Here is a 14,933-nt window from a genome sequence, read left to right on the forward strand (position 1 = left end):
CAGATGCTCACGGTGAGTCGTCGTGGAGAACAGAGTGGCGTGCGCCCATCCCGTCGTGCAATGTGCACGCAGGGATTCCCACTTCTGAGTGATTGGCAGGCCCACCTCTTGGCGGGAGACTGAACGCCCGTTACCAGAAGGAAGGTTGGGATGGCAGGTTCACCGACGGCACGCCGTCGCCGTCTCTCGATCGAGCTGAAGAAGCTTCGCGAGAAGAGCGCACTCACCTGCGCCCAAGTCGGCGAGGCCCTGGACTGGAGTGGCTCCAAGGTCAATCGGATGGAGACGGGAAGCGGCCGGGTCCAACCCTCCGACATTGACGCCCTGTGCCGGTTCTACGGGACCAGCGACGAGCTGCGGGAATTCCTCAAGTCCCTGGCACGGCAGGCCAAGACACGCAGCTGGTGGCAGGTACACGGCGCCGGCGTGCCCGAGTGGTTCAACATCTACATCGGCCTGGAACAGGACGCCTCCACACTGCGGCAGTACCAGTGCGAGTTGATCCCCGGGCTCATGCAGACCAGGGCTTACGCATGCGAACTGCACAAAACCGGTGCGCACATGACCGCCGAGGACATCGACAAAGCCGTACGCGTGCGCATGGAACGTCAGACCATGCTGGCGCGCCCCGACGCCCCCGATGCCTGGTTCATCGTGAACGAGGGTGCCGTTCGCAACGTCATCGGGGACCGTGCCTTGATGCGGGAGCAGCTCGAACGCGTCCTGGATACAGCTGACCTGCCGAGCGTCACCCTGCAGGTCCTGCCGTTCGACTCAGGCACGCATCCGGTTACGGGCACCTTCACCATGCTGGGCTTCCCCGCCCAGGAAGACCCCGATCTTGTGTACCGGGACGGCATCACTGATGCCGTATACCTGGAAGGCGAGCATCATGTTCGCGAGTACACCAGGGCATTCGACGGCTTGCGGGCCGCTGCGCTGAGTCCTCCGCGTTCCGCCCAATTGATCAAGTCGGTCGTGAAGGAATACGCAAGGTGAGCATTGCAGAGTCCAGCAGTTCCAGCCGTCTGGTGTGGTTCACGTCGTCGTACAGCAACGGCGCCGGCGGGGAGTGCGTCGAGTGCGCACTGATCGATGATGGCGCTGCCGTGCGCGACTCCAAGAAGTCGGGAGGGCCGGTGGTCACCGTGGGAAGCAGGGCTTGGCGTTCCTTTGTAGTGGCCGTGGCTCAGGGACATCCGACGCGTTGAGGGAGGATGCATCCTTGCTGCCGGGCCCTGTAGGGCACTGCCCGTAGGACAGAGGATCAAGGAGCAGATCGTGAGCGCACAGCACTCAGAAGCGCCCGTTCCTGCTCCGTTGCCGTTGCCCCTGAGGACCATCGGCGACATTCGAGCCGCTCTGCGGTCCGGGCACGGCTTCCCCGGCGACCGGGAGTCCTTCGAAGCGGATCTTCAGCATGCGCTGGAGACGTCGTCGGAGACAGACCTGAACCCGGTCGCTGCGGTGATCGTCGACTACCGGGGCAGAATCCGTCTCTACCAGGACCCTGAATTCGACATCGCAGTGCAGGAGGGTATCGACCTCGCGGCCCGGGTGAAGCGGGAGGCCCAGGACCGGTGAGCGGCGTATTCGCGGCCGTGACAGTGAGGGCGGCCGAGCGGGCGAAGGACCTCGGAGCCGGGCAGGCCCTCAAAGTACCGCAGCAGGGGGAAACGCGGCTCAGTTGCTGCGCCTGCGCGCCTGAAGGGACGGCCGTTCCTTCAAGAACGGCGCGATCACCTCGTAGACGGCGTCCGGCCGGTCCAGGTGGACGTCATGGCCCGCGTTCGGGATGACTGCGACGTCCGTCCGCATGGCCGTCGCCTCCGCCTTGGGCATCGTCCCGTTCTCGCCCCGGATCACCAGCGTGGGACACGTGATCCGCGCCCACTCCTCCCAGTAGTCCTCCGTCGCCAGCTCCGCCACCGCCGCGACCATCGTGTCGCGGTCCACCCGGCGGTGGCCGCCGTCCTCCCGCCAGTCCAGGCTCCTCGCCCATGCCTCGTGGCCCAGGAAGGCCGTGGCGTCGGCGAAGGACTTGAAGGGGGTTGGCCAGCTGCCCAGCCAACCCGCTATCTGACCGGGGAGGTCGGGGTTCCGACCCGCCGGGCCCGCCTCCACCAGGATCAGGGAGTCGACCAGGGACGGGTGGGCCGCCGCCGTGAGCAGGGCGGTCAGGCCGCCGAGTGACTGGCCCACCAGGATCGTCGGAGACAGGGACAGGTGGTCGATCAGGGTTACGGCGTCCTGTACCGCCGCCGCTCTCGTCATGTCCCGTGGGCGGCGCGTGCTCTCGCCGTGGCCTCGGGCGTCGTATCTCACCACTCGGTGGCCGTCCGCGAGGAGACGGGTGGTCAGGTCGTCCCATTCGGCCATGTGACCTGCCAGGCCGTGGAGGAGGAGCACCGGCGGGCGGACCGTCCGGCTTGTTCTCGGGTGCCCTGGTGGGGTGCGGTCCAGGTAGGCGATTCGGGTGCCGTCGCGGGCGGCGAGACGGGAGAAGTGGTCGGGGCGATCGGGGTGCGTCAACTTGGTTGTCTCTTGTCGGGTTTGGGAGACAGTCGTGCCGGGCGACGCAAGAATCTCCCGTCCCGCCGGTCACCGGCGCGGGTCGCGCCTCAACTGTGACCCTGCTGTTGCCGGAACTGTGGGTTCCGTCACACGTGAGCCAGGATCATCGTGCTGAACTCGGCGGATTCACAGATTCTTTGATCAACCGAACAGGGGAGCGCCTCGATGTGGTTTCTGAGTTTGCTGTTCCTCGTGATCGCCGCGGTCACCGTCTTCGGCCTTGTCGGGTACGGCTGTAGCGTCCTGGCCCGGCGCGGTGTGCGGCGCATCGAGCCGCCCGTACTGCTCCGGACGCTTGCCGCCCTCTCGGGCGCCGTCGCCGTCGCCGTGTACACGTGGGGGCTGCTCCATGTCGCCGGTTCGCTCACGGTGGCGGACGACGGGGGTACCGACTCGGCGCCGGTTCAGCCCTGTCGTACGGCGGGGTGGCTGGAGCGGCGCGAGAGAGGCATCGAGATCTCCGGATACTCCGTGAGCTTCGTCCCCGTGAGGTTCGTGTGCGAGACGAGTGACGGCGGGAGTTACGACCTCGTCCCCGGTTACGTCAATCCCGCCGCCCTGGGCTTCGCCCTCGCCGGCGCAGGATGCGCCCTCTCCGCGGGCTACGTGACCGAGCTCCGGGCCAGGAGCGAGGCCCGGGCCCGGCAAGCGGCCTGAGCGCGATCACAGAAACGGAAGCCGGAACGAACTTGACAGGACCCGGCTCAAGTCTGGGGGACGGCCGCACCTGAGAGTTAGCCTCGGGTGATCAATGAGGAGGTAGTCATGGCGAAGGTTCCCAGCGCAGTGGTCGCCGCGAGTGGGCTCGTCGGCGGGTACGGCGTGGCCCGCTGGACCAAGAAGCGGCAGCTCGGCGGGGCCGTACTGGCCGCGGCCGGGGTCGCGGCCGCCCGGCAGTGGCGGGAGCAGGCCGGCGGGAAGGCCGCGGGGGCGCTGACCGCCGCGTACGTCGCCGCCTTCGCCGGGTCCCACCCGCTGGCCAAGAAGGTGGGCGCCTGGCCCGCCGTCTTCGGGGTGGCGGGGGCCGTCGCTCTGGCCTCCTGGGCCGTCGCCGACCGCCGGCGGTAGGAACAACTCCAGGAACAGCAGGAACAGCGGCAGCCCGGCACTTCGTGGACAGCTCGCGCGGTCTACGACGTCCGGGACGGCTCCTGCGCCGATCTGAACGCCCTCCGGTATCCCAGCGGGCTGGTCCCCACCACCCGCCGGAACCGTTCCCGGAAGGCCGTCGGCGAGCCGAAGCCCGCCTGGGTGGCGATCCGCTCGACCGGGTAGGCGGTCGTCTCCAGCAGGTGCTGTGCGCGCCGTACCCGCGCCCGGTGCAGCCACTGCAGCGGCGTCGTGCCGGTCTGTTCGCGGAAGCGGCGGTTGAGGGTGCGGGTGCTCATGCCGGCGTGGGTCGCGATGTCGTCCAGGGTGAGGTCGCGGTCGCAGTGGTCCGCCAGCCACCGCAGCACCGGCTCCAGGGTCGCGCCCGCCGGTGCGGGCGGCTGGTCCTGGACGATGAACTGGGCCTGGCCGCCCTCCCGTTCCAGCGGCATGACACACATGCGGGAGGCCTGCGCGGCGACGGCCGAGCCGTAGTCCCTGCGGATCATGTGCAGGCACATGTCCATGGCCGCGGCCGCGCCCGCCGAGGTGAGGAACTGGCCGTTGTCGACGTAGAGGACGTTGGGGTCGACCGTCACCTTCGGGTACCGCTCGGCCAGGTCGCGCGCCGCGATCCAGTGGGTCGTCGCGCGCAGGCCGTCCAGCAGGCCCGTGGCGGCGAAGAGGAAGGCGCCGACGCAGATCGAGGCGATGCGCGTGCCGTTCGCCGCGGCCGCGCACAGGGCCTCCGCGACGCCCGGCGGCAGCTGGTCCGGCGGCTCCTCCACGCCGGGCAGGACGATCGTGTCCGCCTCGGCCAGCGCCTCAAGACCGTACGGCGCCCGCACCGTGAACGCTCCCGCGCTCACCTCCCCGGACACCGAGCAGACCCGCACCCGGTACGCCTCCCTGCCGTCCGGCAGCCGGGCCCAGCCGAAGGCGTCGATCGGGGCGGAGAGGTCGAACGGGATGACCCCGTCCAGTGCCAGTACGGCCACGGTATGCATGGCAAGAGCGTAGGGGTACGACGGATTACGGCCAACCGGGCCGACCCGTGGCCACACGCAGCCCGTCGCGCAAGCCAGTCGCGCCCCGCCCTACAGCGGCTCCTGGCGAGAATCCGTCGTCCTCTGGCACTCCTGCCACTTCTGCAAGATCCGCACGCCTCCTACCGTCGGCCCGTGACCAAGTTCCTCCTCGCCGTCCACGTCCTCGCCGCGATCGTCGCGATCGGGCCCGTCACCGTCGCCGCCAGCATGTTCCCGCCCGCCGCCCGGCGCGCCCTGGCCGAACCCGACGACGCCCGGGCGACCGGGACCGTACAGCTGCTGCACCGCATCTGCCGGGTGTACGCCGTCATCGGCGTCATCGTCCCCGTCTTCGGGTTCGCGACGGCGAGCAACATGGGTGTCCTCGGCGACGCCTGGCTGGTCGTGTCGATAGCCCTGACCGCGCTGGCGGCGCTCGTCCTCGCCGCGCTGGTGCTGCCCCGGCAGGAGGCGCTCGCCGAGGGGCGGGGGACGCGTGAGGCGACCGTACGGCTGGCCATGTTCACCGGGGTGTTCAACCTGCTGTGGGCCGCGGTGACGGTCCTGATGATCGTCCGGCCGGGGTCTACGACCGGGGCGTGATGTGCCCCAGTACATTCACCACCAGGCCGTTCGGGTCGCGCACATGCTCGTGACGAGCTGGTGGCTAGCCGAGCAGGGCACAGAGACAGAGGCGGCGTGCTGAACTCGGGCGGCGGACACATCCACCACACCACCTACCACGACGGCACAGCCGTCCTCGACGCCCCGGCGCAGAACCTGGCTGATGCTCGACCCGGACGCCTCCCGCATCTGGCGTGCCGTCATCCTCCATGGCCATACGGACGGGCTCGCAGAGGGGATCGCCGTACCGGCCGGCCAGGGCGCCCGCGCCGTGTTCGAAAGTCGCTTCGGACACTCGCGCTAAGGACCGCAAGGTCGCTCTCGCCTCACTCACGCGTCAGCCTCAGATCGCGATGGTCCTCAGCGCGAAGGGGCACAAAAATGGCTTCTACGTCTACACGTCCTACCCGTCGTGAGGGGGCAGAGAATGACGGGTAGGCACAGCGACTTCATGTTCGGCCTTCCCTGGGTGATGGGCTTCTTCCACCAGGACGTCTACCACGACGGCCCGAATCCGGCTGCGGTGGTGACGTACCACCTGGTGGAAGACCTCGCTCCCGAGTCCGTGCTCCTCGTGCGTCGAGATGCGCAGCGCTTGGTGGAGGGTCTCGCAGCCACGCAGATCGAAGCGATCTGGCAGGAATGCACGGACAGCGTCGCCGCCTTCTTCGGGCAGCCCGGGGTGGAGGACGGGACTTCGTGGATGCGGCACCTCGTCGTGCTGTGTGACGCTTGGTTGTCACGTTGTGCATCGCGAACAGAGCTGGCGCAGGCGGATCTCTACGACGGGTCAGAACTCGCATCGAGAGTGCTGGCGGCGGTAGGCGAGTACCAGCCGTACCTCGCTTCAGACGCGGGCGATGCTTTGTCGGCGGCGGTTACTTCGTGCACCCCCGACCTCGCCTTCCGGCTTCTGCTTCAAGCGCTGCCCCGTGCTTCACGGGCGCCGCTCTATTTCACGATCACCAGCGACCAGCACGCATCGTTGGTAGAACTGGCGGAAGCATTCGACTACGGCGAATACGCTCTCAGCGATCTGGACGCCGTGATCGACAAGTAAATCGACAAACTCCCGGAGATGCGACGAGAACGGGCCGCTCGCGGTCGTCGATGCCGACCAGGACGGGCAGATCGGCGACGGAGCTTTCCACGACCGCGGCGAAGCGGCGCCCGCGCACGTACTTTTCAACCTCGGCCTGCCGGCGCAGCACGTCCGGCCGCACCGTCACGCCGGCGGTGCGGTCGTCATCGCGCAGCAGACGCCCGTATTCAGGGTGAGCTGACTTGTACAGGTCGTGGCCGATCAAGCTGTTTTGGGCGGTGGGGTCGGCGGGGGAGGAGCGGTGGGGTCACCGTGGCCGTCCGTGGGGCCCGGTCCGGGCGCCGGGCCCTACGCCGACGCCGCCCCCGACCCCCTCGTCCTCTTCCCCGCCGTGGCCGGCGCCGCCGGGGACGGCGCTGCCGACAGTGGCGTCGCGATGTCCTCCAGCGAGCGGCGTTCCGCGTTGACCGCGAGGAACGCGGCGACGAGGCCGGCCGCGCACATCAGGCCGGCGCCGATCTGGAAGGCGAGGACCGTGTCGCCGACCACGCCGGTTTCGGTGAGGTCGGCGAAGACCAGCGGGCCGCTGATGCCGCCGGCCGCGGTGCCGAGGGCGTAGAAGAAGGCGATGGACATCGCACGGGTCTCCATGGGGAAGATCTCGGAGACCGTGAGGTAGGCGCTGGACGCGCCCGCCGAGGCGAAGAACAGCACCACGCACCAGCACGCCGTGAGCGTTCCGGCGGTGAGGGAGCCGCGGGAGAACAGCCAGGCCGTGCCGAAGAGGAGCAGTCCGGACAGCAGATAGGTCGACGAGATCATCACCCGGCGGCCGACGGTGTCGAAGAGCTTGCCGAGCAGCAGTGGGCCGAAGAAGTTGCCGATCGCGATGACGGCGAAGTAGTAGCCGGTGTGGCCGGTCGGGACGTCGTAGAACTTGGTCAGGATCGCGCCGAAGCCGAAGGTGATCGCGTTGTAGAGGAAGGCCTGGCCGATGAAGAGGGAGAAGCCGAGTACGGCACGGCGGCGATAGTCGGAGAACACCGTGCGAGCGATCTCGACGAAGCTCGTGCTCTCCCGCTGGTGGATGACCAGCTCACCCTCGGGTTCGGCGAGCGACTCACCCCTCTCCGCCTCGACCTTTTGTTCGATTGAGGTGACGATCTCCTCCGCCTCGTGGTCGCGGCCGTGGATCAGCAGCCAGCGTGGACTCTCGGGGACGTTGCGCCGTACGAGGAGGATGACCAGGCCGAGGACGACGCCGAGTGCGAAGGTCAGCCGCCAGCCGACGTCCTTGGGCAGGACGGCCGTGTTCAGCGCGACGATCGACAGCAGCGAGCCGCCGACCGCGCCGATCCAGAAGCTGCCGTTGATGACGAGGTCGACGCGGCCCCGGTAGTAGGCCGGGATCAGCTCGTCGATCGCGGAGTTGATGGCCGCGTACTCGCCGCCGATGCCGAAGCCGGTGAGGAAGCGGAAGAGGAAGAACCACCAGGTGCTGAAGGAGAGGGCGGTCAGGGCGGTGGCGGCGAGATAGACCGCAAGGGTGATCATGAAGAGTTTCTTGCGGCCGTACCGGTCGGTGAGGCGGCCCCAGAACAGGGCTCCGGAGCAGGCTCCGGCGACGTACAGCGCGGCCGCGATGCCGGTGACCTGTCCGGAGGTGATCGGCAGTCCGCTGCCCGGCTCCGACAGCCGGCCGGCGATGTTGCCGACGACCGTGACCTCGAGGCCGTCCAGGATCCACACGGTGCCCAGACCGATGACGATGGTCCAGTGCCAGCGCGACCACGGGAGACGGTCCAGGCGGGCGGGAATGCTGGTGGTGATGGTGCGGCCGGTTCCGGCTTGCGCGGTGGCCATGGGCTCCCTCCTCGTCGAGCGGAACCCGGACCGGGTGCCCTCGACCAGGGATCTCAAGCCATGGCCACCGAGGTGGCGGCGGCCGAGTCCCTCAGGCGGCCCAGGCGGGCCCCTCAAGCCTCAAGCCCCCAGCGCCCGCGACACCACATAGATCAGCAGCCCCGCCAGTGAACCCACCACCGTGCCGTTGATCCGGATGAACTGAAGGTCCCGGCCGATGTGCGCCTCGATCTTCTTCGTCGTGTGCCCGGCGTCCCAGCTCGCCACGGTGTCCGTGATCAGGGAGGTGATCTCCTTGCGGTACGTCGTCACGACGTGCACCGCCGCGCCCTCCACCCAGCTGTCGACCTTCTCCTGGACCTTCGGCTCGGTGGCCATCCGGGCCCCCAGCGACAGCAGCGAGGCCCTTACGCGCAGCCGCAGCTCGCTGCGCTCGTCCTCCGCCGCCGACACGATCATGGACCGTACGGCGGTCCAGACGGACGCGATGAGGTCCTGGACCTCGCCGCGGCCCAGCACGTCACCCTTGAGCCGCTCGACCCGCGCACGCGTGTCGGTGTCGGACTGCAGGTCGGAGGCGAAGTCGGTGAGGAAGCGGTCGAGGGCGCCGCGGGCCGGATGGGAGGGCATGTCGCGCGTCTCCGCGCAGAACCGCACCAGCTCCTTGTAGACGCGTTCGCCGACCTTCTTGTCGACGAAGCGCGGGGTCCAGCCGGGCGCGCCGCCCTGCACGGCGTCCATCACGGAGTCGCCGTGCAGTACGAGCCAGTCGTGCGCCTTGGCCACGACCAGGTCGACGACCCGTTTGTGGCCGCCGTCGGCGACGATCCTCTCCAGCGTCTTGCCTATGCCGGGCGCGATCTCCTGGGCGTCGGCGCGGCGGGTGATCGCCTCACCGACCACCGCCTGGACGTCGGAGTCGCGCAGCACCGTCAGCGCACCGCGCAGAGCGGTGGCCAGCTCCGCCGTGACCCGGTCGGCGTGCTCGGGCTCCGCCAGCCAGGCGCCGAGGCGGCTGCCGATACCGACGGCGCGCAGCCGCTGCCGTACGACGTCCTCGGAGAGGAAGTTCTCGCCGACGAACTCGCCCAGGGAGACGCCCAGCTGGTCCTTCTTGTTGGGGATGATCGCGGTGTGCGGGATGGGCAGGCCGAGGGGGTGGCGGAAGAGGGCGGTGACCGCGAACCAGTCGGCGAGGGCGCCGACCATGCCGGCCTCGGCGGCGGCGGCGACGTACGACGTCCAGGTGCCGGCGCCGGAGTGCCGGGCCACGGTGGCGAGGACGTACACGACGGCCACGAAGAGCAGCAGACCGGCCGCGGTGAGTTTCATCCTCCGCACCCCGCGCTGCTTCTCCACGTCGGCGGCGCTGAAGGTGGTCATCGTGCGCCGGCCTGCGGCACGCGACCCCGCTCCGGTCAGTTCATCCAGTTCGTCCTGATTTGTAACGCTCATCCACTCCACCCGTTCGTGACCCCTCGGACCTATTGTCCCTTCCTCGTCCCTCAGTGACCGACTCCTGGAACGGAACAAGAGTTCCCGGCGTCTGTTCCTGAGGGGGTCCGGGCACGGGCTCGACCTCATGACGCATCATGAGATGTTCACAACGGAGCCTCGGGCTCCCCATGCCCGAGGAGACCCGCACCGCATGACCAGGCGTCACGGTTGTGCTCTGCTGTCCGCGATCATCGCCCTGATCGTGGCCCTTTCCGCCGTCATCTACGTGGGTGTGGCGGCCGACGACGGCGACGCCGGCGCGAAGAACGGCCTCGCCTCCGTCCGTGCGGGTGCCCCGCACAGTTCCGCCGCCCCCGCCTCGACCGGCGTCTGGGTCGGTGCCTGGTCCACCTCTCCGTCGGGAGCCGAGCCGGGCACCGGGACGAACGGCATGGCGGGCCGCTCCGTGCGCAACGTCGTGCACACGGCCGTCGGGGGTACGAGTGCCCGGATCACGCTGTCCAACCTCTACGGCACCCAGCCGCTGACCCTCACGCACGCCTCGATCGCCGTCGCGGCCACCGCCACCGGCGCGACGGGCGCCGACGCGGCCACCGGCACCATGCGGCGGCTCACCTTCGCCGGCGCCACCTCCGTGGTCATACCGGCGGGCGAGCAGGCGGTCAGCGACGCCGTGCCCCTGCTCGTCCCGCACGACGGCGACATCCTGGTCACCACGTACTCCCCCACCCCGTCCGGCCCGGTCACCTACCACCGTTACGCCCGCCAGATCAGCTACGTCGCCGAGGGCGACCGTACGGAGGACGTGACGGGGACCGCGTACGACGAGCAGACCGACCACTGGCGCTACCTGACCGCCCTGGACGTGCTCAGCAACGAGTCCGACGGCACCGTCGTCGCCCTCGGCGACTCGCTGACCGACGGCGTCACCTCCACCGAGGACGCCAACCACCGCTGGACGGACGTCCTTTCGGACCGCCTGCGCAGGGCCGTCGAGTCCGGCGCGGACGTGCCGCGCTACAGCGTCGTCAACCAGGGCATCAGCGGCAACCGTGTCCTCACCGACGGGCCGGGCCGCCCCGCCGACAACACCAGTGGCCTGAACCGCTTCGGCCGGGACGTGCTGGACCGCACGAACGTCAAGGTCGTCGTCATCGACCTCGGCGTCAACGACATACTGCGCAGCGAGCGGCCCGCCGACCCCGAGAGGATCCTCGACGGCCTGCGCACGCTGGTGCGGCAGGCCCACGCGCGGGGAATCAAGGTCGTCGGCGCGACGCTGATGCCGTTCCAGGGGCACCGCCGCTACACCGACACCCGCGAGGAGATCCGGCAGGAGATCAACGCGGAGATACGGGCGGGGAAGGTGTACGACGCGGTCGTCGACTTCGACAAGGCGCTGCGGGACCCGTACAACCCGCGCAGGCTGCGCTCCTACTACGACTCCGGGGACCATCTGCACCCCAGCGACAAGGGCTACCGGACGATGGCGGACGCCTTCGACCTGGACGACCTGACCGGGGCGGCACCGGCGCAGCTGTGACCGGGCGGGCGCCCCCAGCCGCCCCGCCGGACAGGTCCTGATCCCCGGAGCGGCCAGTCCGCGTAGCGGGCCGTCCTCGTCGACGGCCGGTCCTCGTCAACGGCCGGTCCTCGTACGGCTCCTCGCAACGGCTAGTCCTCGTAACGCCGCCTGTCCCGCTCCCCGCCCCGCTCGTCCCGCTCCTCGCGCCGCGCGTCCCGCCGCTCCCGCAGTTCCTCCCGCCGTTCCCGCTGAAGCTCCCGCCGCTCCTCGTGCCGCTCCCGCAGCAGGTCCCGGTGGCCGTCGAGCATCTTGCGGTGCGCCCCCTCCACCTCGTCACGGAACGACGAGTGCAGGTCCTTCAGCGCGGCCTTGCGGTCCAGCTTCTCCTGCCGCCGCTCCTCCTTCAGGCGCAGCCGCTCGGCCCGGGTCACCTTGCGTTCGATACCGACCCCGCCCCAGAAGGCGAAGCCGCTCACGATCACCCGCGGCGCCCCCGGGTCCCCCTGCACGCCCGCCTCACGGTGGTCGAAGCCGCCCATGATGCCGATGCCGCGTACGACGACCTCGACACCCGGCGGCACCACGATGTTCATCCCGCCCATGATCGCGACGCAGTTGATCTCCACCTCGTGGTCCGCGAAGTTCGCCTCGCGCAGGTCGAGCTCCCCGCCACCCCAGAAGGCGAAGCAGTTGAACCGCTTCGGAACCGTCCAGCGCCCCTTGCGCTGGAACCCGGACATCACGGCGACGGCCCACGTCGACGAACCCTCGCCACCGACGATCCGCCGCGCCCAACCCCCGCCGCCCGCAGGCTCCTTGGTCAGGGAAACGGGGGGCGGCGTGACACCCGCGACCGGCAGGTCCCGGGTGATCGGGGCCAGTTCGCCGTACGTCCGCGCCTTGTACGTCGCCTCCAGCCGCTCCTCGAACTCCTCCATGTCGAGCCGGCCCTCCGCGACGGCCTCCCGCAGGACCTCGGCGACTCGCTCACGATCGGCGTCGGAGGCACGCAGCTCCGGGGCATCGTCGGTCATACACAGCAGCGTACGAGTTCCCGGCGCCCGGCACTATGCGGTGGCCTTCTCCGCGTACATTTTCGCGATCACCGCCTCGATGTCCGGCTCCCGCACCGACAGGTCGACCAGCGGGTACGCCGCCGCGATCCGCGCCACCAGCGGTGCCGCCGACTCCGACGCCGGGAAGGCCAGCCACTGCCGCGGCCCCTGCACCCTCACCACCCGCGCCCCGGCCGCCTCGATCGGCGGCAGCTCCCGCTCCAGGTCCACCACCAGCGTCCGTTCGCTCTCCCCCACCTCGTGCAGCCCCGCCAACGGGCCGTCGTACATCAGACGCCCGTGGTCGATGACCATCACCCGCGAGCACAACTGCTCGATGTCCTGGAGATCGTGCGTGGTCAGCAGCACCGTCGTCCCGCGCTCGGCGTTCAACTCCCGCAGGAACTCCCGCACCCTGGCCTTGGAGATGACGTCCAGACCGATCGTCGGCTCGTCGAGGTAGAGCACCTCGGGGTCGTGCAGCAGCGCCGCCGCGATGTCGCCGCGCATCCGCTGCCCCAGCGACAGCTGCCGCACCGGAACCTCCAACAACTCCCCCAGCTCAAGGAGTTCGACGCACCGGTCGAGATTCTCCCGGTAACGTGCGTCCGGGATCCGGTACATGCGGTGCATCAGCTTGTACGAGTCGATCAGCGGCAGGTCCCACCACAACGTCGTACGCTGCCCGAACACCACCCCGATACGGTGCGCGAGCCGCGTGCGCTCCCGCGACGGATCGATGCCGGCGACCCGCAGCCGGCCGCCGGACGGGGTGAGAATGCCCGTCAGCATCTTGATGGTCGTCGACTTGCCGGCACCGTTCGGCCCGATGTACCCGACCATCTCGCCACGCGTCACACGGAAGGAGATGGAGTCGACGGCCCGCACCTCGCGCCGCTCCCGCCGGAGAAACCCGGTCTTCCTGCGCACGTCGAAGACCTTCTCGACCCGGTCGAGTTCGATGAAGTCACTGCCACTGCCACTGCCACTGTCGCTGTCCACTGCCCGCTAACTCCCTGTACTCCGATACGACCCGAGCCCCGCCCGCCACGCCAGCCCCGCCAGCACACAGCAACCCGCCGCCACCAGCGGCGGCGCGAAGGCCGCCCACTGCGGCAGGCCCAGTGGGTACGGCCGCCCCAACACATAGGAGCCGGGGACCCAGTTGACGAAGGCCAGCGGCAGCATGAACGTCGCCCCACGCACCAGGTCCTTCCCGAACACCGCCGGCGGATACTGCAGCATGAGGTTGCCGCCGTACGTGAACGCGTTCTGCACCTCGGCGGCGTCCTGCGCCAGGAACTGGAAGGCCGCCCCGGCCACGAACAGCGCGCAGAAGATCACCGCGCCGCTGACCAGCATCACCGGCACCAGCAGCACCTTGGGCACGGTCCAGTCGACGTCGACGGCCACCAGTCCCCAGCCCAGCACCAGCACGCCCTGCGTGATCCGGCCCAGCCGGCGCAGCGCGAAGTGGTCCGCGCCGATCTGGGCGAGCACCGGGACGGGCCGTACGAGCATCGTGTCGAAGGAGCCGTCGCGGATCCGGGTGCCCAGCACATCCATGGAGCCGAGCACCAGGTCGGCGACACCGAACGAGGTGGCGGACAGACCGTAGAGGAAGACGACCTCGGGCAGCGTCCAGCCGCCGAGCGAGTCGACCTGCGCGAACATCAGCAGGACAGCGACGAGATCCAGCCCGGTCACCAGCAGGTTGCCGAACGCCGTGAGGGCGAAGGAGGCCCGATAGGTCATGGTCGACCGGACCCACATCCCGGCGATCAGTCGGTAGGCCCGCAACCCCTCTCCCACTCCGGACACTCCGGACGCCCTGGACGCCCTCGTCGCCTTGGAGGTCCCCTCGAAGGTCTCAGCCACCCTGCACCACCACCCGCCGTGTCGCCGCCGACTGCACGAGCCGCCCCGCCGCCAGCAGCACCACCGCCCACACCACCTGGAAGGCGTACGCGCCCAGCGGGTCGGTCTCCCCCATCAGCACATCCGCCGGCATCTGAAGTTGCGCCGCCCACGGCAGCGCAAGGACGACATCGCCGAGCGCGCCCGGGAAGGCGTTCAGCGGCAGGGCCATGCCCGTACAGAAGATCCCCAGGACCATCACGGCCTGGGAGACGCCCGTGCCGTCCATGAGCCAGAACGTGCTCAGGGCCGCCAGATAGCGGATGCCGAAGCTGACGACCATCGCCAGCAGGAGCGCGACCAGGAACGCCACCCAGGTGGTGACGTCCGACGGCAGCGCCATCGGGAAGAACAGCGCGCCGAACACGAACGGGATCACACCCCGCCCCAGCATCTGGAACAACGCCCGCCCCAAGTCGCTCGCCAGCCACCACAGTTGGAGGTCGGCAGGCCGGTACAGGTCGACAGCGATCTCACCCGTACGGATGCGAGCCATCAGGTCCTTCTCGAAACCGCCGCCCTGGATGGCGAGCGTCGCGTACAGACACTGGCCGAGCCACACGTACGTGACCGCCTGCGTCTGGTCATACCCCCCAAGGTGCGGCTTCTCGTCCCATAGCGCCAGATATGTGTAGACGAGGATCAGGCCGAAAACGGTGTTGGTGAACACCCCCGCGGCAGTGGCCGCCCGATACGTCGCGTACCGTCTGAAACCCCCCGCCGCGACGGCCGCGTACAACCGCGACGAACCCACGGCA

At 69.4% G+C, this 14,933-nt stretch carries 17 protein-coding genes; 8 read left to right on the top strand and 9 right to left on the bottom strand.

Annotation, left to right across the window (positions count from 1 at the left end):
- Nucleotides 1-150 precede the first annotated feature (150 nt).
- The 3 genes from ACFY16_RS02805 to ACFY16_RS02815 all read left to right on the top strand — a co-directional run bounded on the left by ACFY16_RS02805 (nucleotide 151) and on the right by ACFY16_RS02815 (nucleotide 1,584).
- Nucleotides 151-999: a helix-turn-helix domain-containing protein gene (locus ACFY16_RS02805; RefSeq protein ID WP_390645271.1), complete on the top strand. Its 849-nt coding sequence runs from the start codon at nucleotides 151-153 to the stop codon at nucleotides 997-999.
- Between the two features lie 32 nt (nucleotides 1,000-1,031).
- Complete coding sequence (locus ACFY16_RS02810) at nucleotides 1,032-1,211, top strand: DUF397 domain-containing protein (protein WP_390646082.1); 180 nt, start codon at nucleotides 1,032-1,034, stop codon at nucleotides 1,209-1,211.
- A gap of 70 nt (nucleotides 1,212-1,281) precedes the next feature.
- A complete protein-coding gene (locus tag ACFY16_RS02815; protein WP_390645272.1) occupies nucleotides 1,282-1,584 on the top strand; it encodes a DUF6247 family protein in 303 nt (100 codons plus the stop codon).
- Nucleotides 1,585-1,683: 99 nt separating this feature from the next.
- Here the strand turns inward: ACFY16_RS02815 and ACFY16_RS02820 are convergent, their stop codons facing one another.
- Nucleotides 1,684-2,532, bottom strand: coding sequence for an alpha/beta fold hydrolase (locus ACFY16_RS02820; RefSeq protein ID WP_390645273.1), 849 nt, complete (start codon nucleotides 2,530-2,532; stop codon nucleotides 1,684-1,686).
- A 207-nt stretch (nucleotides 2,533-2,739) separates the two neighbouring features.
- Here ACFY16_RS02820 and ACFY16_RS02825 point away from each other — a divergent pair, with 207 nt between their 5' ends.
- Nucleotides 2,740-3,231, top strand: a complete 492-nt coding sequence (locus tag ACFY16_RS02825) for a hypothetical protein (protein ID WP_390645274.1) — start codon at nucleotides 2,740-2,742, stop codon at nucleotides 3,229-3,231.
- Nucleotides 3,232-3,339: 108 nt separating this feature from the next.
- Nucleotides 3,340-3,642, top strand: coding sequence for a hypothetical protein (locus ACFY16_RS02830; RefSeq protein ID WP_390645275.1), 303 nt, complete (start codon nucleotides 3,340-3,342; stop codon nucleotides 3,640-3,642).
- Nucleotides 3,643-3,704: 62 nt separating this feature from the next.
- On the opposite strand, the gene ACFY16_RS02835 is transcribed toward ACFY16_RS02830, so the two are convergent.
- Nucleotides 3,705-4,670, bottom strand: coding sequence for a GlxA family transcriptional regulator (locus ACFY16_RS02835; protein WP_390645276.1), 966 nt, complete (start codon nucleotides 4,668-4,670; stop codon nucleotides 3,705-3,707).
- Between the two features lie 174 nt (nucleotides 4,671-4,844).
- On the opposite strand from ACFY16_RS02835, the gene ACFY16_RS02840 reads away from it, so the two are divergent.
- Together ACFY16_RS02840 and ACFY16_RS02845 are read left to right on the top strand one after the other, a co-directional pair.
- A complete protein-coding gene (locus tag ACFY16_RS02840; protein WP_390645277.1) occupies nucleotides 4,845-5,294 on the top strand; it encodes a hypothetical protein in 450 nt (149 codons plus the stop codon).
- A gap of 472 nt (nucleotides 5,295-5,766) precedes the next feature.
- Nucleotides 5,767-6,375, top strand: a complete 609-nt coding sequence (locus tag ACFY16_RS02845) for a hypothetical protein (RefSeq protein ID WP_390645278.1) — start codon at nucleotides 5,767-5,769, stop codon at nucleotides 6,373-6,375.
- Here ACFY16_RS02845 and ACFY16_RS02850 read toward each other — a convergent pair.
- The 3 genes from ACFY16_RS02850 to ACFY16_RS02860 form a co-directional block, all read right to left on the bottom strand.
- The gene (locus ACFY16_RS02850) at nucleotides 6,344-6,622 is read right to left on the bottom strand and encodes a zeta toxin family protein (RefSeq protein WP_390645279.1); all 279 of its coding nucleotides are present in this window, start codon (nucleotides 6,620-6,622) and stop codon (nucleotides 6,344-6,346) included. The two genes, ACFY16_RS02845 and ACFY16_RS02850, sit on opposite strands and share 32 nt — an antisense overlap.
- Before the next feature lie 83 nt (nucleotides 6,623-6,705).
- The gene (locus ACFY16_RS02855) at nucleotides 6,706-8,220 is read right to left on the bottom strand and encodes an MFS transporter (RefSeq protein ID WP_390645280.1); all 1,515 of its coding nucleotides are present in this window, start codon (nucleotides 8,218-8,220) and stop codon (nucleotides 6,706-6,708) included.
- Between the two features lie 120 nt (nucleotides 8,221-8,340).
- Nucleotides 8,341-9,675 (bottom strand): DUF445 domain-containing protein, encoded by a 1,335-nt coding sequence (locus ACFY16_RS02860; RefSeq protein WP_390645281.1) that lies wholly within the window; start codon nucleotides 9,673-9,675, stop codon nucleotides 8,341-8,343.
- A gap of 193 nt (nucleotides 9,676-9,868) precedes the next feature.
- Between ACFY16_RS02860 and ACFY16_RS02865 the strand changes: the two genes are divergently transcribed.
- Nucleotides 9,869-11,221 (top strand): SGNH/GDSL hydrolase family protein, encoded by a 1,353-nt coding sequence (locus ACFY16_RS02865; RefSeq protein ID WP_390645282.1) that lies wholly within the window; start codon nucleotides 9,869-9,871, stop codon nucleotides 11,219-11,221.
- A gap of 131 nt (nucleotides 11,222-11,352) precedes the next feature.
- Here the strand turns inward: ACFY16_RS02865 and ACFY16_RS02870 are convergent, their stop codons facing one another.
- The 4 genes from ACFY16_RS02870 to ACFY16_RS02885 all read right to left on the bottom strand — a co-directional run bounded on the left by ACFY16_RS02870 (nucleotide 11,353) and on the right by ACFY16_RS02885 (nucleotide 14,929).
- Nucleotides 11,353-12,237, bottom strand: a complete 885-nt coding sequence (locus tag ACFY16_RS02870; RefSeq protein ID WP_390645283.1) for a DUF1707 domain-containing protein — start codon at nucleotides 12,235-12,237, stop codon at nucleotides 11,353-11,355.
- A gap of 33 nt (nucleotides 12,238-12,270) precedes the next feature.
- Complete coding sequence (locus ACFY16_RS02875; protein WP_390645284.1) at nucleotides 12,271-13,260, bottom strand: ATP-binding cassette domain-containing protein; 990 nt, start codon at nucleotides 13,258-13,260, stop codon at nucleotides 12,271-12,273.
- A 6-nt stretch (nucleotides 13,261-13,266) separates the two neighbouring features.
- On the bottom strand, nucleotides 13,267-14,031 hold the full coding sequence (locus ACFY16_RS02880) for an ABC transporter permease (RefSeq protein ID WP_390646083.1): 765 nt from the start codon (nucleotides 14,029-14,031) through the stop codon (nucleotides 13,267-13,269).
- Nucleotides 14,032-14,128: 97 nt separating this feature from the next.
- Nucleotides 14,129-14,929 (bottom strand): ABC transporter permease, encoded by an 801-nt coding sequence (locus ACFY16_RS02885; protein WP_390645285.1) that lies wholly within the window; start codon nucleotides 14,927-14,929, stop codon nucleotides 14,129-14,131.
- Nucleotides 14,930-14,933 lie beyond the last annotated feature (4 nt).

Origin of the sequence: Streptomyces sp. NPDC001315 (genome assembly GCF_042896175.1) — a bacterium.
Taxonomy (GTDB): domain Bacteria; phylum Actinomycetota; class Actinomycetes; order Streptomycetales; family Streptomycetaceae; genus Streptomyces.